The following is a 21,696-nucleotide window of genomic DNA, read 5'->3' on the forward strand; positions in this document are numbered from 1 at the left end:
ACCACACAGTTTAAACTCCAAAACTATCAATCTCAAATGTTCGGAGTAGTAAAACATGAATGAAAAGTGGACGGTGAAAGATATACAAAGTCTCAACAGTAAAGTCGCTATTGTTACAGGTGGGAACACAGGGCTAGGATTTCAAAGTGCCTTAACTCTTGCAAAAGCAGGTTGCGATGTGATCATCGGGTGTCGAGATACCCGCAAGGGCACAGAAGCAATGGAACGCGTTTTACAGGTAGTACCTGATGCAAATATTAAGGTTCAGCATCTGGATCTGACCGACTTTTCGTCAATAAGTGCATTCACTAGCTCTTTTACTGATCAGCACCAGAGGCTAGACATACTATTAAACAACGCGGGTGTAGTTAACCTAAGCTCGCTACAACACACAAGCCAGGGCCATGAAATGCATTTTGCCACCAATCACTTAGGCCACTTCTGCCTTACGGGCCATTTACTTCCAACAATAAAAAAGACACCCAATGCCAGAGTCGTTACCGTGAGCAGTGGGGGGTACAAGTTTGGTGAGATTCGATTCGATGATCTCAACTGGCAAATCAGACCTTATCATCGCGTCAAATCTTACGGGGATAGCAAACTTGCGAACATGTTGTTTTATCGTCAACTGCATCACCTGTTTGAATCAAATGACGTGAATGCTAAGTCAATAGCCGCACACCCAGGACTAACTGCTAGTGAACGACAACAAACCGAAGGTATAGGAGGCGTGCTTTCCCGATTTGCGGCATCCCCTATTCAATGCGGTGTTCAACCACTACTGCGAGCATGTTGCGATCCTGAATGCAAAAGCGGTGACTTTATCGGGCCAAGGTTTGGTATTAGAGGAAGGCCAGTAAAAACCTCACTTAACTCTTCAGCGACAGATAGTGAGGTCGCTGAAAAACTATGGGATTACTCAAGTGAGGTGACTGGTGTTCGATATGAGTTTTAGGCCAGCTAGCAAATGGGCTCCACGAGCCCTTTTTGCTTTCAATACGGAAAAATAAGCTAATACTGAAGACGTGGAGTAGGTGAACGGATTCGGACAGAATTAAGCATGCTATCCTCGTTCCCACGCTCTGCGTGGTAATGCATACCGTTGCTGCAAATATCCACGTAACACGCTAAAAAGCTAAAAGATATGCATTCCCACGGTGACCGTGGGAACGAGGTTAACATCAGTCTTGTTCAACAGAGGTGAGTTAACTACCCCGAATTGAGGTTAATCGAGGTACCCTGCTACCGTTTGAATGGGCAAAAATCCATCTTCTTTTGTCAGCCACACCGCCACCGCATCACTGTTTTCTGGCAGTGACTGTAAATTAAATATCCATTGTGACTTCGCAGTTTTCTGCTGTTTTTTCAGTACCACAAAGTCATGTTCCAGCTTCCTGCCCCGGTTTTCACCAGCTTTAACCTCCGTTTCCTCATCCATTGCCAGTATTGCAATATGGGCGATATAACGTTGATCGGAAGGGTAAGAAACTTCAAAACGGTTACCCGACCTCTTTAGCGTCAGCTTTTCTGCTTTCACCTGCTGCGCTTTGGGTAAGTCACTATGATAAAAGTAGCCGCGCCATTCTCTCCCATCGACCATGAACTCAGGTGTATACACCGATGAAGATGCACCGAAACTTTGATATATCCGCTGGCGCTGAGAAAAAGAAGGGTGGGCAAATTTGTCGTTCCAGCCTAAGTAGTTCCAGTAATCAACGTGAAAAGCTAGCGGAATCACCTCGGTCCATAATTCCGGCTCTGACTGAAATTGACTAAGATATTTGTCCGCTGGAGGGCAACTGGAACACCCTTCTGAGGTAAACAGTTCAATTAACTGTGCTGGCTTTCCTTCGTGCTGCCAAATCTGTTCCGCAAGTGCTGGCTGCAGCAACCCAAGCGTAATAAACAGCGATAATGCGGTGTGAAGTTTTGTCTTCATAGAAATATCCGTCTGGTGCTTTGTTCCTATTCAGACCCGCTTTTTCTTGATTTCATTTCAGAGCAGAACATTCACTACTCCGGTTATTTAACAGATATCACCTCTAGTTCCTCGTAAGCTAAAGAAACTTACACTATGATTATTAAATTGTTTCTGGCAGTAGTTTAACGAATAGCTGTTCCTTCATTATTCAGCAGTTATTCAATTAATGGATTGAAAGTGCGACGACTAACAAAACTAAAACTCGGCCTTTTTTCAGCTATTTTACTTTTATCACTAAGTGGGCATGCCAAGGAGACCATCCGGCTAACAAATGGAGAGTGGTTGCCGTTTCTATCTGAAAGCTTAGAGCATAACGGCATATTGAGCCATATCGTATCAGAAGCCTTTGATCAGGTAGGCATAGAGGTTGAGTATGGTTTTTTCCCTTGGAAGCGAGCTATGTACGTGGCTCAACAAGAGGAGTGGGAAGGAAGCATTGGCTGGGTAAAAACACCCGAAAGACTTGAAAATTTTTACTTCAGTGAATCTATATATCATAACACCACGGTGTTTTTCTCACTAAAAGAGACAGGGTTTGATTGGTACCCAAGTGAAAAGTTAGCAGGCCAAACGATTGGGGTTTTAGAAGGGACCTTCATCGAAGGAGAGATGAAAAAATTAAAAGAGTCAGGTGTCGATCTTACTTATCAACCGGTTACAACAGACCTGCAAAATTTCAAAAAACTGAAAACAGGCCGGATTGATGCCCTTATGACTAATAAACAGGTTGGATTATACATTATAAATAACGACTTCCCTGCCGAGTCTGAGAGTGAATTTTCCATCCATCCTAATCCCTATAATTCCAGCGATCTTCACCTTATTTTGGATAGGACATCCAGTCAAGGGAAAGAGCATATAGAGAAATTTAATCAGGGGTTAATGAAACTCAAAAAATCTGGTCGATTGCAACAAATGTGGGAAGATTTTAGACTGGGAAAATACGGAACAATAGTAAACAAATAGATGACAGAAAAAATATCAACCACAGCACTCGCAAAATTACGTGATACCGAGCCGAAACTATTGTTCGGAGAGTTAGCAAAGTATGGATATATCGTTAGACATGAAGATAAGTGGGTTCTGACGGATATCGGTGAGAAGTTTGGGGGAGAATATGCAACTCACCCTAAATATGGTCAGTTTGTCATCTGGCCTGAAAACCTCCTTATTGACACGGCCATCAGCGCTGGAGAGATGTTTACCGCGACTCAGTTGGGCGAAAAACTGGGACTTAACGCAAAAAAGATAAACCAGCTTCTCAATGAACTTGGGTGGATCAACAAAGAAGAGGATGGCTGGCATATCACAGAGCTGGGACTAAAGGCTGGAGGCGAGCAAAGAAAAGCCAAAAGCAGTTCTAGCCTCTACACTGTCTGGCATGACACTGTGCAAAAAAACCGAAACTTACAAAACTCAGTGAAAGAGTTTTTGGGTACCGATTCAGATACGCTCTCTACCGACAAGTCCTTTTCCAGTTTCCGACAGAAATTTGAAGCCAAACACCGTACTGCCGACGGACATTATGTCCGCTCCAGAGGTGAACTGCTTATCGACAACTGGTTATATATGGCAGGCCTTGCCCATGCTTACGAGAGAAAACTGCCTATCGCAGAAGAGAGCTACAGCGACTTTTACCTGCCTGCCGGAAAAGTCTATATCCAATATTGGGGAACCGACAACGGGCCAGTACCGGAGAAAACCAGAGCAGATAAATTAGCCGTCTACGAAAAGCACCATTTCAATCTGATTCAACTAGAAGAAACCGATCTTGATAATCTCGACGACATACTTCCAAAGGCATTGAGAAAATACGGAATCAAGGCTTATTAGCGATTTGATAACCTGCTGTTATTTAAGTAACTAAGTGAAAAAATTAACCATTCTCTAACTCAGGTCTGCAACTTGACCATGAGTTCTCAGCTTATGATCCACCTGTTACTTATATAACCAACAGGTACAAAAGCTATGAAACTCAACAACGCCGCAACTGGCATTTTTTCACTTTTGTTGTTCTGCCTTCCCGCACAAGCATCAGAGCTGCAAGAACTTCAAGACTATACCAATTCGGTGACACAGGAAATTGAGCAAGTAAAGCAAGCTGGGGAGAACGTCACTTCGAGCATCTCCCAAACAATGTTGATGCATCAGCTACAAACGCTAACAAGCGAAAGCACCACATCTGTTCTCACGTACGCAAATTCTGACGATGCAAAGAACCACCGCGAAGAGACGTTAGCCCTTCTGGATAAACAAGAAAAGCTCGTTGACCGTCAACAATCCAAAGCATCAAAAACACTTGCCACTCTTTTTAAAAAATTTGAAAAGGCAAGTATTGATGACCAGCCGATTAAATGGGTTACGGTTTCAAATGCAATAGATTACCGAACAGAGCTTCTTAACCTTGAGCAAGAGCTGATCAATATCCAGGAACAACTTGGAATCGATAAAACACAGAGTAAGAAAGCATTTAGTCGTCATCTGGAATCAATTTCATCCAACCTTTACATTGTTCTTAGCTCAAGCCTTAAACTCACCGAAGTCCTGAATGCCGAGAAAACCAATACTCCTCAGGATCAAAGAGGAGGAATAGACGCCAGGTTGAGAATGCAGGAACGTATGAATCAGACATTCAGTGACAACCTGCGAAATATGATTCCTTTATTGGAAGCGGCAAAAATAGATACCGCCAGATACAACGAGATCACATTCAGTGCAACTGGTGAGCTGAGTGATGCAATGGTGAGCACCGATGCTCTTGTCGCAGTTGCTCATAACCTTGTGCAGAATCTAACCAGCTGGTTAACCGATAATGCAAGCGGTGCTCTTTCTAAGATCGTCATCTTTGTACTGATCATTGTGATATTTAAGTACCTGTCTGGTTTGGTGAAAAAGCTGGTTGATCGTATCGTTCGTTCTCCACAGTCAAAGCTAACAACACTAGTACAAGATTTTGTGGTTTCCATGTCTGGCAAAGCGGTTATGGTTCTGGGTATCTTAATCGCTCTGGCGCAGGTCGGCCTGAACCTTGGCCCTATTCTTACCGGTTTAGGTGTTGCCGGTATCGTGATTGGTTTTGCGCTTCAGGACACATTGTCCAACTTCGCATCGGGCATGATGATCCTGATTTACCGCCCATTCGATGTTGAAGACTTTGTAGAGGCCGGTGGAGTTTCTGGCATGGTAAGCCATATGAGTTTGGTTAATACAACAATCCGAACTTTCGACAATCAGATATTTATTGTTCCAAATAGCCAAATTTGGGGTAACACTATTAAGAATATTACTGCTGAGAAAGTTCGTCGTGTGGATATGACTTTCGGTATCGGTTATGGCGATAATATCGATAAAGCAGAAGAAGTACTTGCAAGTATATTAGAAGAACATGACAAGGTATTAAAATCTCCTGCACCAACAATCAAAGTAATGACTCTAAATGAGTCCTCCGTTGACTTTATTGTAAGGCCTTGGGTTAAGACTGAAGACTACTGGGACGTATATTGGGACGTGACTAAAACAGTGAAAACTCGATTCGACCAAGAGGACATTTCAATCCCGTTCCCACAACGAGATGTCCATGTATATGAAACTAAGTAAATAATAGATTCAACTACTTACTGCTATTATTTATCCCTAAACCTTTCCCTTTATCAGCCGATATGTTGGGAAAGGTTTTCTATTTAGACCTAAATCATAGATAACCTGAATATATACTATAATATCTAGAGTTTCTTATATTAATAATAAAGCTCTTACTTCCTCACATTGAGGCAGACTTGTACACCAGGATGTATCTATGAATTTAACCATCAAAGCAAGACTGTATATTCTTGCCATTATTCCCCTGCTTATTCTCTCTTTAAGCATGATGTTTCTGACCTATAGTGAAATGCACGAAGCAACTCATTCTCAGATGATAAAGATCGAGAACCAGTTGATGGAGCAAAAAAGGTCTGAGCTTAAGTCGTATATGGAAATCGCAGATTCAGCGATTCAGGTATATAAAGATAAAAATGCCACACGTGAAGAAGTACTAGAAGAGCTATCCAACATCAAGTTCGGTTCAGATGGGTATCTATTCGGCTACGATTCAAAAGGTGTTCGCGTTTTACTAGGTAAATCTGATAGTGGTTTAGGTAAAAACTACTGGAACCTTAAGGACGTCAATGGGTTCCTGTTATTGCAGGACATTGTCAAGCAAGCGAAAAGCGGTGGTGGATATACGACCTACTACTTCCCTAAACTTGGTGGTGACCAGCCTCTTCCTAAGATGAGCTACTCAATCTATGTACCGCAATGGGACCTGATTATCGGTACTGGGTTTTACATTGATGATATTAATGAGACCGTTCTGGCAATGGAAAGAGAGATCGAAAGCGATCTGGAAAGCAGCCTCTGGTCTGTTGCGACCGTTACTCTGGTTATCGTTATTATCGTGGCAATTTTCGCTGTTGCAGTTAACCAAAGCATCATGACACCGCTGAATAAATTTAAAACTTCTATTTCCTCCTTTGCTAGCGGTGATGCCGACCTTACGGCCAGAATGGACGAATTTAAAGTTCCGGAATTTAAGCAGTTAGGTACAGATTTCAATACATTCGTTGCAAGCCTGCAATCTATCATTAAGAGCGTCAATGACGTCAGTATGGAAGTGGTATCTGAAACTCAGAATATGGCAGGCAGAGCTGCTCAGGTTGATGAGTTGGCAACAGGCCAGAAGTCAGAAACCGAGCAAGTCGCCACTGCGATGACAGAGATGACGACAACAGCGACTGAAATTTCGAGCAATGCTGTGCAAGCGGCACAATCAGCAACCGAAGCAGAAAACAATACCAATGATGCAATGAGTATCGTTGGAGCTGCTGCCCAGTCGGTACAAGAGCTGGCTTCGGATGTTGCTGAGGCAAATGAGGTTATATCTAAGCTAGAAGCAGACGTTCAAAATATCTCTTCTTCACTGGAAGTGATTGAAGATATCGCGGAACAAACCAACCTACTAGCACTTAATGCTGCTATTGAGGCGGCTCGCGCTGGTGAACAAGGCCGAGGTTTTGCTGTCGTAGCAGATGAAGTTCGTAAGCTTGCTAGCCGTACTCAGGAAAGTACGCTAGAAATTCACGAGATGATTCAGCAACTGAAATCTGCATCTGACAATGCCGTTCAAACCATGGATGTGAGCCAGAATCGCAGTGTTAAAACTGTAGATGAAGCAAACGCAGCAACCGAAGCACTGAATAAGATTCAGGAATCTATCCGGGTAATCATGGATATGAACTCTTTGATTGCAACGGCAACAGAAGAGCAGACGGTCGTTGGCCAGGAGATATCCGAACGCGTTGTTGTAATTTCAGATCAAAGTAATGAATCAGCGCAACTAGCAAATGAAAACCGCGCTGGTAGCCAGCAACTAACCGGAAAGGCTACTGAATTAAACGACCTTGTGAAACGTTTTACAGTGTAAAGCAGGTAAATATATTACGCGGGCAACGTTATCGCGACTTAAGGGAGATAGAGTTTAAGCCACTAAAATATGGTAAGTGCTTTCACTCAATTAAAATATAAAAACAGAGCCCATTTTCCGGAAAAGAAATGGGCTCTTTCACTAAAAAACGCCTCTCATAGGACAGCCCGATGAGAGGTGTTTTAGTTTTCACGGATTATATGTTCTGTTGTGCTTCTTTAAGCTCAACTTGCTGCTCATCTTCTTTGTACGCGAACTTCATGAATGCAACCATCGACAAAATAACTACCGCAATAGCAACTAGACGGATAACTGTTACTTCTTCACCAAGTGCAAATACTGCCAAAACAAATGAAGATAGAGGCATTAGGTTTAGTGCCATACCTGTGCCATCAACACCGACACGCTCCATAGCGTAGATGTATACAAGGTAACTTGTGCCTGAGATACCCACACCTAGAATACAGATACATAGAATACGTAGAGGTGAACTAAATACGTTTAGTGCAGATGAGAAGTCAGCTCCAGAAAGCGCAAGGTACGTACCAAAGCCTAGTGATGCAAAGATAAACTGATGGAACATAGTAGCAACCGAGCCATACTTCTCTGCAAGAATTGCACGGCTATAAGCTGTACATGAGAAGCTAGCAGCACTTAAAAGGCAAATTAGATGGCCAATGTTAAAGCCATTTGTTTCTGCTGTTGGGTCCATAACCAGAATAGCAACACCAGCAAATGCTCCCAAAGCAGCACCAATTTGCATTACAGTGAAGCGGGCATTATGTCGTAGAAAACCAACTGACAAGATAAGAATTGGAATCAATCCCTGAATGACACCGTTTTCTGAGGCAGTAATGTAGTCAAGAGATAGGAATGATAGATAGCTGAATGCACCTTGACCAACAATACCACAAGCTGCTGTCCAGAAAACATCACTTCTGTTCGCCCAGCTAATTTCGAATTTCTTTTTTTTCTCCATCTTGCCACTGGCAAGGCCAATATTGAATACAATACCCAATGTAATAAATGCAACTGTATATCTAACCCACACAAGTACTTGTGCATCCATAACTTCTAGTATTGGCGTTCCCACAATCCATGGAATACCCCATAGTAAACCGATAAAAATTGCCGCAAACCAGCCCTTAAATTGATTACTCATAATTTTAGTTCTCTATTGATTATTAAATTTTGATGCCCCGATCAGGGCACCGTTATATTTATTGATTTAGTAAATAGCCATAACCAGGACAGGAGGCTTTCTTTCCTGTTAAATGCATTGCATGCCAGAACATTGCTGAGTTACTACACACAACCGGGATATCAAATTTGTCTTCGATTTCCTGAATATGATCAAGTACACGCAGGTTTGTACACGACATAAAGACCAGATCAGCACCTGAATCCGGCAGTATCTTTTCTAACGCAGAAAGCATTGAATCTTTTGAAACTGTTGTGATGTCAGTATCTTTTTCGATACCAAGTGAACCAAGCACAACAACCTCAAACCCTGCATTAGTTAGCTGCTCATAAAGAGGGAAATTCACATCTGTTGGGTAGGGAGAAAACACAGCGATTTTCTTAGCTCTCAAGTGTTTAAAAGATGCTTGAGCTGCTGTCCAAGGGTTTGTTGCAGGGATATCTCCTCGATTTTGAGTCAGAAGCTGAGAGACTCTTTCTTCGCCAATAATAATAGAAGCGGAAGTACACCCAAAAGCCATAACATCCATTGGTAATCCAGTGGCAATCAGATCTGACGCATCACTAATACCCGTAGCTATTTTATCTAAAGCTTCTGGGGTCATTTCACTACTGTAATAAACACGTGAACTAAACACACCAGCTTGAGTGCCCAATAATTTAGCCCAGTCCATCTCTAACGAATGGTCAGTACTTAGCTGTACCAATCCAATATGAACTCGGTCAATTCTTGATGCTTGCACATGCTCTAGAGGCACTTCAAACTCTTTAAATTCTTCTATGTTTTTCATAAATTCACTCGAATTAAAGCGTCATGCCATAGTTTTGGCATAGTTATGGCACGACGAAAAAAGGGCTAGCCAATGACAATTAGTTCAGGTTCAGCGCGCTCACTTAGCCACTCTGCACCATCTTCAGTGATTACAATGTTCTCTTCATGAACCATTGACTTACCTGGTGCGTACACCATGCCTGGTTCAAGGGTCATTACCATACCCGGCTTAAGAACTGTGTTGTCTGTTGCTGTGTTAGAAGGACGCTCTGTCAGCTCCATACCAAGACCATGGCCTAGACGACCAACGTCGTTGCCTAGTGCGCCATTTGCTTCAAGTACTTTCCACATTGCGTTGTAGATATCAGTTGTTGTCGCGCCTGGTTTCGCCGCTTCAAAACCTTTCGTAGTCGCCTCATACGTTGCACGGTATGCTGCTTTTGTCTCTTCGCTCGCATGACCAAATGCCCAGTTACGGTCGAAGTCTGAGAAGTAACCATCACGTACTGCACCTGTATCGATGATTAACACATCACCCGGTTCAATAATGCGGTCTGTTGGACCCATGATGATGCTGTCATAACCGTCAGGGCCAGAGCCTGCGATGATGTACGGACATTCATCTGCACCTTCAAGTAGCATATCGACACGGAACTGCTTACAGATTTCACGCTCTGTCATACCTGCTTTTGCATACTCAGGAATCTTTGCGAAACCAACATTAGTAATACGGCAGATTTCACGAGTTTTCTCGATTTCAGCTTGAGATTTGATTTGACGTAACTCATGAACAGCAAGTGAAACATCTACAAACTCTTTCTTAACCATAGTTGTAAGAGCTAAGTAGTTGTTTACCGGCATACGTAGGTGAGATTCAATACCCAGCGTAGCACCTACACGGCCATGCTTACATGGAAGTGAGTTCAGAGCGCTTGCTACTAGGCTAATACCATCATCTTCCGGACGAGGTGAAGGCCAGGTAATGATGTTGTCTACCCAAGTACCTGCCATACCGCTTGCACCAATTTCTGGGATGATCGCGATAGGCTTGCCTTCCGCAGGAACCACTACAAACCATGGGCGAGTTGGGCTGTGCCAGAACTGGGTGTGGAAACCAGTGAAGTAACGCACATTTGGTTCTGTTGTAAAAATCATCGCATCCAACTTCATGTCGTGCATGATTTTTTGTGCTCTTTGCGTTCTGTTTTCGAATTCGGCTTCTGTGAAGCCTCTGTTCATGAAGTTTGTCATTACAACCTCTTCTTTTCGTAATGTAGGGCTTATGTAGCCAATCCACTTTATAGTTAAATTTTGTTTACCGAACAGGCACCATCTTAATGATGATTCCTATAATTAATGTGATCGAACCTTCATAGTTAACTATAGTTAACCAAAATAACTACCTTTTCTATAAAACAGTAAGTTAGATCACACAAAGGTTACAATAGTTAACTAACAATAAATGTGTAAGCTATAGAACTATCATTTACAAGTAGTAAAAATCGAACGAACTTATAGGTGACGTGTAAAATAAAAGTATCTAAATGCTCAAAAAGTTAACATAAGTGAACCGTATTCCACATTAGACTGAAAGCATTTAGGGGCTTAGCCAGTGGGCTTCCCAATACAAACATCAATAACAAGCCTATAGTCGGAATAAAAAAAGAGCCCGTATCCCTGAAAAGGGATGGGCTCTTTTTGAGAGGAAATGTTTTTTAGTTAAACGCTGGCTTATTTAACCAAGGCTTGTTTCTACCAGTTTGCACCAGTAACTAGCACCAATTTCTAGTGCTGCATCATTAAAGTCGTATTGTGGGTTGTGAAGCATCATACCGTGGTTGCCCTCTACTCCATTCCCAATAAACACGTAGCAAGCCGGTACTTTTTGCGCTAGAAAGGCAAAGTCTTCAGAGAAGCTCTTAGGTATACAACCTGTGATGACGTTCTTGTCACCAACAACGGCTTTCGCTGCACGTTCTGCTATCTCAGTCTGCTCTTCTGCGTTATAAGAAACCGGGAATTCCGTTACTGTAGAAACTTCACCTTCCATACCAAACGCAGCACAAGTACCTTCTACAATTTCCCTCATTCGCTTTTCTACTAAAGCAATGTTTTCATTACTAAAGGTACGAGAGTCACCCTTAATAGTGATATTTGAAGGGATTACGTTTCTTGCGCCGTCAGTAAGAACTTCCGTAATGGAAACAACAGTTGCCTCTAGCGGGTTAACTGCACGAGACACAATAGCTTGTATGCTGGACATAATCTGCGAAGCAGGAACAATAGGGTCATTGATTCTGTGAGGTGATGACGCGTGTCCACCCAGCCCTTTTACCTTAATCTCAAACAAGGTTTCACTGGCCATAGTGCCACCAGTTCGCATTTCAATCTTGCCAAGCTCAAGTCCAGGAAGGTTATGCATTCCATATACTTCCTGAGCAGGAAATCTTTCGAATAAACCATCTTCCAACATAGAGAGTGCGCCCGTGCCATACTCTTCATCCGGCTGGAATATAAAGTAAACCGTACCTTCAAAATCACCGTGCTTTGCTAAATGATGTGCTGCGCCAAGTAGCATGGTCGTATGACCATCATGTCCGCAAGCGTGCATTTTATTCGCATGGCATGAGCGATATTCAAAGTCATTCTCTTCTTCAATGGCTATGGCATCCAAATCAGCACGAAGTGCTATTGCTTTACGCTCTGGATTCTCACCCATACGTAAAACACCAACCACGCCAGTCTTGCCAATGCCTTCATGAACCTCAAGGCCAGCACTTTTCAGTGACGAAGCGACAAATGCAGCCGTTTCATGAACATCTAGTGCGATTTCTGGGTACTGATGAATATGATGTCTCCACGAAATCATATCTTTTAATAGTTCTGCTGATAATTTGTTCATTCGATAGTTTCCTAAAAAGCCTCTCTCCGCTGTGCGGGGAGAGGCTTATGATGTGACTTTAGTTTTCTAAGGATTATTGATTAAGCTTCTTGTTCTGCAGCTTTGTATTCAACGGTTTCCTCTTCTTTTTTTTCCTCTGCTACTGCAGCTGGCTTTTCTTCAAACTCTTCGCGGAACATCTTGAATGTACTCCAGATACATAGGAAGAGTACGAACATTAGCGGTAGAGCGAATATCAGACTGATGCTCTGTAGCATGTCGATACCAGTCTTAGTAGTCATCATTAGAGTAAGAGCCATTGCACACTGTGCGATTACCCAGATGATCTTCATCTTGTTACTTGGGTTTTCAGAACCGTCTTCACACATACTTGCCAGAGTGAACGTTGAGCTGTTCAGTGACGTGATGAAACATGTGAACAGAGCAATTACCACACCGATTGAGATCACAGTACCCATTGGGTAGTCCTGCAGTACAATAAATGTAGCGGCTTTAGATGATGCTGCAGCTGCTTTCAGTACTTCAGGTTCAGACTGGATACCGATTGTGCCGAAGAACGCAACCCAGATAAAGATACCAATACATGGGATAATCATTGAGCCTAGTACGAATTCACGAACAGTACGACCCTTAGATACACGTGCAATGAACGGACCTACAAACGGTGCCCATGCAATAGCCCAAGCGTAGTAGTAGATAGGCCAGCCACGGATCCAGCCAGCTTCTTCATCAGCTGCAAACGTTGGCAGCATCAGACCGTCCTGGAAGAAGTCGTTCAGGTAGTTACCAATAGAATCAAAGTAAACGTTGATCATAGTGGTAGTAGGGCCAACAATAGCTACAAGAATAATCAGACCAACCAACAGGTATGCGTTGTAGTCAGACAACATCTTGATGCCTTTCTCAAGGCCAGTTGTTGTACACAGAATAGTGATTAACGCTATAACACCAACAAGTGCAAAGATAACCCATGGTGCATCAGGCGTACCAAACAGGTAAGAGAAGCTGATACCCAGAGACAGACCACTTTGACCAAGAGATGTAGAGATACCTGCAATCGCACCAAACACACAGATCAGGTTGATGATTTTACCCATGTTACCGTTCGCTTTGCCGCGACCCCATGGAATAAGAATGTTACTGATAAGACCGCTTTCGTTCTTACGGTACATCAAGTAACCAAGAACCAGACCAACCACTGAGAATGCAGACCATGCCTGAATACCCTGGTGGATAAAGCTCTGCTTCATCGCGAACTCTGCCGCTTCTGCTGTTTGTGGATCAATACCTGTTGTAGATAGTGGGTTCATATAGTGGTAAACAGGTTCTGCAACACCCCAGTAAAGCATTACGGTACCCATACCAGCAGAGAACAGTAAAGCAATCCAAGAGAATGTACTAAATTCTGGCTTCGCATCATCGGCGCCGAACTTGATGTCGCCGTATTTACTGAATGCAAAGAAGAACATTAGCATTACATAGGCAAATGAGCCCGCCATATATATCCAACCAAAAGTATCAGTCAGATAGTTCATAGTGCCGATACCAACGGCGTATAGTGCATCCGGGAACAAAATCCCCGAAGCTACAACAAGAATGATAAAACCGATAGTTGCGGTAAATAGCATCTTGCCTTGTTTTAGTTGTGGTTGATTCGCTGACATAGTGAGTCTCCCCTGCGAATTAGTCGATTACAATTAGTTCAGGTTCAGCGCGCTCACTTAGCCACTCTGCACCATCTTCAGTGATTACAATGTTCTCTTCATGAACCATTGACTTACCTGGTGCGTACACCATGCCTGGTTCAAGGGTCATTACCATACCCGGCTTAAGAACTGTGTTGTCTGTTGCTGTGTTAGAAGGACGCTCTGTCAGCTCCATACCAAGACCATGGCCTAGACGACCAACGTCGTTGCCTAGTGCGCCATTTGCTTCAAGTACTTTCCACATTGCGTTGTAGATATCAGTTGTTGTCGCGCCTGGTTTCGCCGCTTCAAAACCTTTGGTAGTTGCTTCATACGTTGCACGGTATGCCGCTTTTGTTTCTTCGCTCGCGTGACCAAATGCCCAGTTACGGTCGAAGTCTGAGAAGTAACCATCGCGTACTGCACCTGTATCGATGATTAGCACATCGCCAGGCTCAATAATGCGGTCAGTTGGACCCATGATGATGCTGTCATAACCGTCAGGACCAGAGCCTGCGATGATGTACGGACACTCATCTGCACCTTCAAGTAGCATATCGATACGGAACTGCTTACAGATTTCACGCTCTGTCATTCCTGCTTTTGCATACTCAGGGATTTTTGCAAAGCCAACATTGGTAATGCGGCAGATTTCGCGAGTTTTCTCGATTTCAGCTTGAGATTTGATTTGACGTAGCTCATGAACAGCAAGTGAAACATCTACAAACTCTTTCTTAACCATAGTTGTAAGAGCTAAGTAGTTGTTTACCGGCATACGTAGGTGAGATTCAATACCCAGCGTAGCACCTACACGGCCATGCTTACATGGAAGTGAGTTCAGAGCGCTTGCTACTAGGCTAATACCATCATCTTCCGGACGAGGTGAAGGCCAGGTAATGATGTTGTCTACCCATGTACCAGCCATACCGCTTGCACCAATTTCTGGGATGATCGCGATAGGCTTGCCTTCCGCAGGAACAACAACAAACCATGGGCGAGTTGGGCTGTGCCAGAACTGGGTGTGGAAACCAGTGAAGTAACGCACATTTGGTTCTGTTGTAAAAATCATCGCATCCAACTTCATGTCGTGCATGATTTTTTGCGCTCTTTGCGTTCTGTTTTCGAATTCGGCTTCTGTGAAGCCTCTGTTCAGGAAGTTTGTCATTACAACCTCTTCTTTTCGTAAGCTAGGGCTTATGCAGCTAAGCAATACGTTCCGTTAAATTTAATTTACTTTACGGTGCTCATCTTAATGATAATTTCGCCAATTAATGTGACCCAGCGCATCAAAGTTAACTTTGGTTAACTTTGATGGTGATTTTATCAAAAAAACGCTGGTTTAGATCACATTAAGGCCACTATAGTTAACTTTGCTATTGCATACATAGTGCAAATGCGGTTTCATAGACAGTAAGAGTTGATCGATTGTTTGCATTTAATGCGTAAAATGAAGACAATACAGAGCATTTACAGTTAACAATAGTGGCCTGAAATGAACGCTTCCGCTTACAAATCATTCAATATAGATTTCACTGATAAGGATAGAGAACATCTGGAATCAAATTTTCGCCTAGCAGAGACCATTGCAGAGTTTATTGGTCCACACTGTGAGGTGGTCATCCATTCGTTCGAAAGTTTTGACAAATCTGTAGTGAAGATAGTGAACGGTCACCACACAGGACGTGAAGTTGGTTCTCCTATCACGGATATGGGACTCAGAATGCTAAGTGAATTTGAACAGACTGGTAATGTAACGCCAGAAAGTTACTTCACTACGGCGAAAGATGGCTCATTGTTAAAATCAACAACCTGTGTATTGGCAGGAGAAAATAGCAAACCTATCGGACTATTTTGTATCAACATGAATTTGTCTCACCCATTCCCGGAGATCATTAAGACCTTAATGCCGGATATGGTGGATACAAAGGTTGGAGTGCACGAGAACTTTAGTGCCTCTCCAAGTGAGTTGATAGAAAAAGCGTTAGATAATGCCATTCTCGACATTGAAAATGACACATCGATCAACTTAAAGGGAAAAAATAAAGCGATTACCAAGCAACTGTTTGATAACGGTATTTTTGAACTAAAAGAGGCAACGGCTCTTGTTTCCGAAAGCCTCGGTATTACTCGGCATGCAATATATAAATATTTGCGCGAGTTTCGATCTTAGTCATCAAATCAGAGAGAAAAGCGATGAAAACGACAATCCACACAGACTCAGCTCCAGCAGCAATTGGCCCTTATTCACAAGCGCAAGCATTTCAGGAGCTCATTTTCACATCTGGTCAGCTACCATTAGTACCTGAAACAATGGCTTTCCCTGAAGGTGGAATTAAAGAGCAGTCTCGTCAGTCTCTTGAAAACCTGAAAGCGATTCTTGAAGAAAGTGGCGCGTCTATTGAAACAGTAATCAAGACAACTTGCTTCCTGTCTGATATGGAAAACTTTGTTGCATTTAATGAAGTTTACACAGAAGTATTTGGTACAGAAAACGCGCCAGCACGTTCATGTGTACAGGCTGCACGCTTGCCAAAAGACGCACTGGTAGAAGTAGAAGCAATCGCTTATATCGCCTACCCAAAGAAATAGCGACAAATCTGTCTGAGAGTATTCACTATGTTGAAAACAGCAAAAAATAATTTCTATACCGGTCAGTTATCTCCTCTATTTAACAAGACGGTTGCACAAGAAACTCGTAATTTTCACAAGCAGATTGAGGGTTACATACCAACACCACTAACCTCATTGCCTCAACTGGCAAAAAAACTGGGTGTAAAGTCTGTACTAGTAAAAGACGAGTCTAAGCGTTTTGGACTGAATGCTTTCAAAGTATTGGGTGGTTCATACGCACTCGGGAAACTACTTGCGGACCACCTTGGCGAAGATATCTCCGAGATCAATCTAAAGACTGTCTCTGAAAAGCTGGACAAGCCACTGGTATTCACAACTGCAACTGCCGGTAACCACGGAACCGGCGTTGCATGGGCTGCGCGCGAAATGGGTCAAAAAGCCGTTGTTTACATGCCGAAAGGCTCTGCTCAGGCAAGTGTTAAGCGTATTCAGGGCTTGGGTGCAGAATGTATTGTGACTGACGTTAACTATGACGACACCGTACGTCTGGCTAACAAAACAGCGCAGGACAATGGTTGGATGCTTGTGCAAGACACTGCATGGGAAGGATATGAGCAAATCCCAACCTGGATCTCTCAAGGCTATATGACAATGGCAGCCGAAGCCGTTGATCAGCTAGAAGAGCAAGGCGAGAAACCAACTCATGTAATGCTTCAGGCTGGTGTTGGTGCAATGGCAGGTGGTGTTCTTGGTTGTCTTGTTGACGTGCTTGGCACTGATAGCTTTAAAACCATCATTGCAGAACCAGCGGCGGCAGATTGTATCTACCGTTCAGGTACCAGTGAAGACGGTAGCATGGTCAACGTTACTGGCGAACTGAACTCTATTATGGCAGGTCTTGCCTGTGGTGAGCCAAACCCTGTTACCTGGCCAATACTGAAAGATTGCAGCAATCTCTTTGCATCAGTTGAAGACAATGTGTCTGCAACTGGCATGAGAATGTTGGGTAATCCTCTCGCTGGCGATCCGGCAATCACCAGCGGTGAATCCGGTGCAATTACTGCAGGCCTTCTGTATATGATGGCGAATGATCCGAAAGGTATTGAAGCAGCTAAAGAAATTGGTCTAAATCAGGATTCAGTCGTGCTTCTGTTTAACACAGAAGGTGATACTAACCCTGATCGTTATAATAAAATTGTCTGGGAAGGTATGTTGTCACTGTAACAACACTATTTGCAGGCAGACTCCTACCTGCCTGCAACTCCACAACCACATTAACTCAGACAAAGTTCTCCCCCGATTTAGCAGCTATTTAGCTGCTTTTTTTTGCCTATCAAACCCTGTAACCATCTTCATCAATCCTCAATTTCATTCTTACTATTTCGTGGCTGACAATGTCACTGAAGCTATCTTCAAAACAAAATATTTCAAAACAATAACAACAACTTAACAATCAATATACCGCAGTCAACCTACCTGCAATTTCATACAAGAAACTAATTTCTCTATCCGTAACATGCTTCGACATAAACAAATGTAAGCAAATGTTTTAGCGATAAGAAGAACCTGATGAACACCTATAGAAAACCAACAACATTAGCTCTGATATTTTCGGGGCTTATTATTGGGTTGCTAGTTACCCTGGCGACAAAAATCACCTTAGAGAAAACCTCTGATACTGAATTCTGCATCTCATGCCACTCCATGGAAAACGCATACGAGGAGTATAAAAAATCCGCTCATTTTAATAATACACACGGTGTTTCGGCCGAGTGCTCAGATTGTCATATTCCACAAGACACTGTGGAGTATTTGGTAACGAAAGTCAGAGCATCGAAAGATCTCTATCACGAGTTCATTACCGGAAAGATAGATACGCAGGAAAAGTATGATGCTCACAAACTTTCGATGGCGGAGACCGTGTGGGCACAGATGAAGGCCAACGACTCTTCTACATGCCGTTCTTGCCACGATTTTGAACGCATGACCACCTCTTCACAAAAGCCTGAAGCTGTCACAGCCCACAACTCAGCCAGAGCCAATAATCAAACATGTATTGATTGTCACAAAGGCATTGCTCACTCACTGCCGAAGCCAAAATCTTCAACCGTTTCTGTTTTAGAAGCTAACACGGATGAAGTTGTTTATACCACTGCGATGATTCCTCTGCACAACAGTCCTGAACTGGAAAAGAGTCGGGCAAAGATCCTGCCTCTAACTCAACTGAATATTTTAAAAAAACAAGATAACAAGGTTCAGGTCGAGCTGACAGGTTGGCAAGAAGCAAAGAAAAAAGTGCTTTATAGCGAAAAAGGAATGCGCATAGCCGCCTCTACACTCCGTGGTGTTAAGGATGTTCAGCCGAGCGGCAACACTTATCAGGATCCAATCACCAAAAAGCAATGGAAACAAATCCAAATAAGAGGCTGGATATCAGATACCGATATCACTCAAGACCTCAACTCTAGCTGGAACAACCTCAAGTTTGAGTACGAAAGCAAATGCGGACAATGCCACCTGAAAGTAGAGGAAGGCCATTTCGCCGCAAATGACTGGCCAGCGCAATTTATGGGAATGGCAAAGCAGGCAAAGCTCGGCAAGGATGAAACACAAGCCATGCTGAAGTACCTGCAGTATCACTCCTCTTCATTTATAGAACATCATTAAAACTAAAACCCTAGGAGTTACAATGACTTTTACTAGACGTGATTTTTTGAAAACCGCAGGTTTAACTGGCACAGCAGCTCTTGCGACTCAGCTAAGCCCTCTGGCAATGGCCGCACAATATGATCCTTCATTGAAGAAAATGCTTAGTGCCTCCAAATTCGGAGCCTTTGAAGCCACAGTAAAAAATGGAGAAGTTCAGAGCGTTATACCTTTCGCCAAAGATAACCACCCAGTTGATATGGTAGAACACGCTTTTCGTATTCTCGACAACCCGTCTCGCATCAAGAAGCCTATGGTGCGAAAAGGGTTCCTGACCGGAGATAAAACCACGCGAGGCGATAATGAGTTTGTAGAAATCAGCTGGGATCAAGCTATCGATATCCTCTACAAGCAGCTAGAGCATACTCAAATCAACTACGGCCCATCAGGTATTTATGCTCACGCCTCCTGGGGACCTGTTGGTCAGCTTGGGAGTTGTAGTACAACAATGAAAAGAGCACTCAACCTTCACGGCAAGGTTTTAGGCTCTTCTGGCTTCTACTCAACAGCAGCTGCCCAATCCATTCTTCCTGAAGTAGTTGGAGATATCGAAGTTTACTCGATGCAAACCAGTCTGGATTATGTCGCTGAAGAGACCGAAATTCTTGTACTTTGGGCTTGTGACCCTCTGAAGAACCTGAAGATTGGCTTTAGCGTACCGGATCATTCGCCATATGGGCACTGGGATAAGATCAAAGAGAAAGTTGAATCTGGCAAGATGCGGGTTATTTCCATCGATCCTGTCGAGTCACACACTCAGAAGCACCTGGGCGGTGAGCAGTTATCTATTAAGCCGCAAACAGACGTGGCACTGATGATGGGGCTCTGCCACACCCTGCTCGAAACAGAAGCTGTCGATCAGGAGTTTATTGAACTCTATACCGAGGGAAGTGACGAGTTCTTTGCCTACCTTACAGGAGAGAAAGACGGCGTTGCCAAATCTGCTGAGTGGGCTGCGGCTATTTGCGGCATTGAAGCTAGCGAAATTAAATTACTGGCAAAACAGATGGCATCAAGCCGAACATTAATCTCATCTGGCTGGGCTGGTCAACGAGCAGATCATGGTGAGCAATACTGCTGGTCTATTGTTGCATTGGCATCAATGCTTGGAGACATAGGCTTACCTGGAGGTGGCTTCTCATTCGGCTATATCTACAACGATGCTGGTGCACCATACTCGAATGGAGCACGCATGGGCTCTCTGTCCGCTTCTATTAAAGGAACTAAACCTGTTCACAAGAAGAAGTACACCAGCTCTCCATATTTCCCGACATCACGTATCGTCGATGTGATTGAAAACCCAGGACTGCAAACCACATACAAAGGAAAGGATATCACCTACCCTGACCTGAAAACGCTGATTGTTTCCGGTGCTAACCCATTCTCAACACACCAAGATATCAACCGTCTGGTCACCGCAATAAACAACTTAGATTTTCTGGTCACCATTGATAATCAGTGGACAGCGACATGCCGATATTCTGACCTTGTTCTTCCATGTACAACTATTTACGAACGCGATGAACTTGTCTCATACGGTAACGCAACAAACCGCGGCGTTATCGGCCTCAAAAAGCTGGTAGAACCTATGTATGACGCAAAAGATGATTATGATATCTGGCGCATGTTTGCAGCCAAAATGGGCCGTGAGCAGGAATATACTGGTGGAAAATCTAAGCTGCAATGGTTACAGCAGTTCTATAACAAAGCTCGAGATGAGAACAAGAAGAATGGCATCGAGATGCCTATATTCGAAAGCTTCTGGGTACAAGATGCCGCTTTCTTCGAATATCCGGGAGAAAATACGTTCGTTCGCCATGCTGCTTTCCGTGAAGATCCTGATCTTAACGGGCTATCCACTGACTCTGGCTTGATTCAGCTATTCTCTGAGAAAGTAGCCAATGCAGGTCTGGCTGACTGTACTCCATACCCTAGTTGGATTCCACCTAAAGACTGGGCAGAACGCCAATCTGGCAAGTATCTACATCTGGTTACCTTACACCCTCAAAATCGACTGCACTCACAACTTTGTGGTGTGAAAGAGCTTCGTGACGCGACAAATTCAAATGAGCATGAACCACTATGGATCAACCCTGTTGATGCAAAAGCTCACGGAATACAGCAGGGAGACGTCGTAGAAACCTTTAATGGCAAAGGGAAGGTATATCTTGGGGCTATCGTTTCTGAAAAAGTCAGCCCAGGTGTTGTCGCAAGCCAGGAAGGAGGTTGGTACAGCCCTGAAGGAGATACATGTAACTATGGTAATGCTAACGTATTGACCCCTGACCGTGGTACTTCTTCGTGGGGACAGGGGCCAACGGCTCAGACCTGCTTAGTTTCAATCAAAAAGTATCAGGGCAAAAAACGAAACATTGATTGTTTTGAAGGTCCGAAGGTGGTTAAGGGATAACAGCTGTA

At 43.5% G+C, this 21,696-nt stretch carries 17 protein-coding genes; 10 read left to right on the forward strand and 7 right to left on the reverse strand.

The window, feature by feature from the left end; all coding sequences use genetic code 11:
• Positions 1–55 precede the first annotated feature (55 nt).
• Positions 56–955, forward strand: coding sequence for an oxidoreductase (locus SNR28_RS09040; protein WP_375748880.1), 900 nt, complete (start codon positions 56–58; stop codon positions 953–955).
• Between the two features lie 270 nt (positions 956–1,225).
• Here SNR28_RS09040 and SNR28_RS09045 read toward each other — a convergent pair whose 3' ends face one another.
• On the reverse strand, positions 1,226–1,939 hold the full coding sequence (locus SNR28_RS09045; protein WP_375748881.1) for a DUF1223 domain-containing protein: 714 nt from the start codon (positions 1,937–1,939) through the stop codon (positions 1,226–1,228).
• A 219-nt stretch (positions 1,940–2,158) separates the two neighbouring features.
• On the opposite strand from SNR28_RS09045, the gene SNR28_RS09050 reads away from it, so the two are divergent.
• From SNR28_RS09050 to SNR28_RS09065, 4 genes are all read left to right on the forward strand, one after another.
• The gene (locus SNR28_RS09050; protein WP_375748882.1) at positions 2,159–2,947 is read left to right on the forward strand and encodes a substrate-binding periplasmic protein; all 789 of its coding nucleotides are present in this window, start codon (positions 2,159–2,161) and stop codon (positions 2,945–2,947) included.
• A complete protein-coding gene (locus SNR28_RS09055; RefSeq protein WP_375748883.1) occupies positions 2,948–3,814 on the forward strand; it encodes a glycerol kinase in 867 nt (288 codons plus the stop codon).
• Positions 3,815–3,949: 135 nt separating this feature from the next.
• On the forward strand, positions 3,950–5,578 hold the full coding sequence (locus SNR28_RS09060; protein WP_375748884.1) for a mechanosensitive ion channel family protein: 1,629 nt from the start codon (positions 3,950–3,952) through the stop codon (positions 5,576–5,578).
• 199 nt (positions 5,579–5,777) lie between these two features.
• Positions 5,778–7,442 carry a methyl-accepting chemotaxis protein gene (locus tag SNR28_RS09065; RefSeq protein ID WP_375748885.1) on the forward strand — a complete coding sequence of 555 codons (1,665 nt, stop codon included), beginning with the start codon at positions 5,778–5,780 and terminating at the stop codon, positions 7,440–7,442.
• A gap of 196 nt (positions 7,443–7,638) precedes the next feature.
• Here SNR28_RS09065 and SNR28_RS09070 read toward each other — a convergent pair whose 3' ends face one another.
• The 6 genes from SNR28_RS09070 to SNR28_RS09095 all read right to left on the reverse strand — a co-directional run bounded on the left by SNR28_RS09070 (position 7,639) and on the right by SNR28_RS09095 (position 15,166).
• Positions 7,639–8,604, reverse strand: coding sequence for a DMT family transporter (locus SNR28_RS09070; protein ID WP_375748886.1), 966 nt, complete (start codon positions 8,602–8,604; stop codon positions 7,639–7,641).
• Positions 8,605–8,662: 58 nt separating this feature from the next.
• Complete coding sequence (locus tag SNR28_RS09075) at positions 8,663–9,433, reverse strand: aspartate/glutamate racemase family protein (RefSeq protein WP_375748887.1); 771 nt, start codon at positions 9,431–9,433, stop codon at positions 8,663–8,665.
• A 65-nt stretch (positions 9,434–9,498) separates the two neighbouring features.
• The gene (locus tag SNR28_RS09080; RefSeq protein WP_375748888.1) at positions 9,499–10,665 is read right to left on the reverse strand and encodes a M24 family metallopeptidase; all 1,167 of its coding nucleotides are present in this window, start codon (positions 10,663–10,665) and stop codon (positions 9,499–9,501) included.
• 484 nt (positions 10,666–11,149) lie between these two features.
• Positions 11,150–12,316 (reverse strand): M20 aminoacylase family protein, encoded by a 1,167-nt coding sequence (locus tag SNR28_RS09085; RefSeq protein ID WP_375748889.1) that lies wholly within the window; start codon positions 12,314–12,316, stop codon positions 11,150–11,152.
• Positions 12,317–12,396: 80 nt separating this feature from the next.
• Positions 12,397–13,980, reverse strand: coding sequence for a BCCT family transporter (locus tag SNR28_RS09090; protein ID WP_375748890.1), 1,584 nt, complete (start codon positions 13,978–13,980; stop codon positions 12,397–12,399).
• A 19-nt stretch (positions 13,981–13,999) separates the two neighbouring features.
• The gene (locus SNR28_RS09095; protein WP_375748891.1) at positions 14,000–15,166 is read right to left on the reverse strand and encodes a M24 family metallopeptidase; all 1,167 of its coding nucleotides are present in this window, start codon (positions 15,164–15,166) and stop codon (positions 14,000–14,002) included.
• Positions 15,167–15,493: 327 nt separating this feature from the next.
• Between SNR28_RS09095 and SNR28_RS09100 the strand changes: the two genes are divergently transcribed.
• The 5 genes from SNR28_RS09100 (at position 15,494) to torA (ending at position 21,688) form a co-directional block, all read left to right on the forward strand.
• A complete protein-coding gene (locus tag SNR28_RS09100) occupies positions 15,494–16,171 on the forward strand; it encodes a transcriptional regulator (protein ID WP_375748892.1) in 678 nt (225 codons plus the stop codon).
• Between the two features lie 23 nt (positions 16,172–16,194).
• Positions 16,195–16,590: a RidA family protein gene (locus tag SNR28_RS09105; protein ID WP_375748893.1), complete on the forward strand. Its 396-nt coding sequence runs from the start codon at positions 16,195–16,197 to the stop codon at positions 16,588–16,590.
• Between the two features lie 27 nt (positions 16,591–16,617).
• Positions 16,618–17,796: a diaminopropionate ammonia-lyase gene (gene dpaL / locus SNR28_RS09110; RefSeq protein WP_375748894.1), complete on the forward strand. Its 1,179-nt coding sequence runs from the start codon at positions 16,618–16,620 to the stop codon at positions 17,794–17,796.
• A 345-nt stretch (positions 17,797–18,141) separates the two neighbouring features.
• Positions 18,142–19,239 carry a NapC/NirT family cytochrome c gene (locus SNR28_RS09115; RefSeq protein ID WP_375748895.1) on the forward strand — a complete coding sequence of 366 codons (1,098 nt, stop codon included), beginning with the start codon at positions 18,142–18,144 and terminating at the stop codon, positions 19,237–19,239.
• A gap of 22 nt (positions 19,240–19,261) precedes the next feature.
• Positions 19,262–21,688 carry a trimethylamine-N-oxide reductase TorA gene (gene torA, locus SNR28_RS09120; RefSeq protein ID WP_375748896.1) on the forward strand — a complete coding sequence of 809 codons (2,427 nt, stop codon included), beginning with the start codon at positions 19,262–19,264 and terminating at the stop codon, positions 21,686–21,688.
• Positions 21,689–21,696 lie beyond the last annotated feature (8 nt).

Origin of the sequence: Vibrio iocasae, from assembly GCF_042245395.1 — a bacterium.
Lineage (GTDB): Bacteria > Pseudomonadota > Gammaproteobacteria > Enterobacterales > Vibrionaceae > Vibrio > Vibrio iocasae.

What these genes read in the sequence shown, in the direction of transcription:
- SNR28_RS09040 (WP_375748880.1), top strand. Translation starts at nt 56, where the DNA reads ATGAATGAAAAGTGGACGGTGAAAGATATACAAAGTCTCAACAGTAAA.
- SNR28_RS09045 (WP_375748881.1), bottom strand. Translation starts at nt 1,939, where the DNA reads ATGAAGACAAAACTTCACACCGCATTATCGCTGTTTATTACGCTTGGG.
- SNR28_RS09055 (WP_375748883.1), top strand. Translation starts at nt 2,948, where the DNA reads ATGACAGAAAAAATATCAACCACAGCACTCGCAAAATTACGTGATACC.
- SNR28_RS09060 (WP_375748884.1), top strand. Translation starts at nt 3,950, where the DNA reads ATGAAACTCAACAACGCCGCAACTGGCATTTTTTCACTTTTGTTGTTC.
- SNR28_RS09065 (WP_375748885.1), top strand. Translation starts at nt 5,778, where the DNA reads ATGAATTTAACCATCAAAGCAAGACTGTATATTCTTGCCATTATTCCC.
- SNR28_RS09070 (WP_375748886.1), bottom strand. Translation starts at nt 8,604, where the DNA reads ATGAGTAATCAATTTAAGGGCTGGTTTGCGGCAATTTTTATCGGTTTA.
- SNR28_RS09075 (WP_375748887.1), bottom strand. Translation starts at nt 9,433, where the DNA reads ATGAAAAACATAGAAGAATTTAAAGAGTTTGAAGTGCCTCTAGAGCAT.
- SNR28_RS09080 (WP_375748888.1), bottom strand. Translation starts at nt 10,665, where the DNA reads ATGACAAACTTCATGAACAGAGGCTTCACAGAAGCCGAATTCGAAAAC.
- SNR28_RS09085 (WP_375748889.1), bottom strand. Translation starts at nt 12,316, where the DNA reads ATGAACAAATTATCAGCAGAACTATTAAAAGATATGATTTCGTGGAGA.
- SNR28_RS09090 (WP_375748890.1), bottom strand. Translation starts at nt 13,980, where the DNA reads ATGTCAGCGAATCAACCACAACTAAAACAAGGCAAGATGCTATTTACC.
- SNR28_RS09095 (WP_375748891.1), bottom strand. Translation starts at nt 15,166, where the DNA reads ATGACAAACTTCCTGAACAGAGGCTTCACAGAAGCCGAATTCGAAAAC.
- SNR28_RS09100 (WP_375748892.1), top strand. Translation starts at nt 15,494, where the DNA reads ATGAACGCTTCCGCTTACAAATCATTCAATATAGATTTCACTGATAAG.
- SNR28_RS09105 (WP_375748893.1), top strand. Translation starts at nt 16,195, where the DNA reads ATGAAAACGACAATCCACACAGACTCAGCTCCAGCAGCAATTGGCCCT.
- dpaL (WP_375748894.1), top strand. Translation starts at nt 16,618, where the DNA reads ATGTTGAAAACAGCAAAAAATAATTTCTATACCGGTCAGTTATCTCCT.
- SNR28_RS09115 (WP_375748895.1), top strand. Translation starts at nt 18,142, where the DNA reads ATGAACACCTATAGAAAACCAACAACATTAGCTCTGATATTTTCGGGG.
- torA (WP_375748896.1), top strand. Translation starts at nt 19,262, where the DNA reads ATGACTTTTACTAGACGTGATTTTTTGAAAACCGCAGGTTTAACTGGC.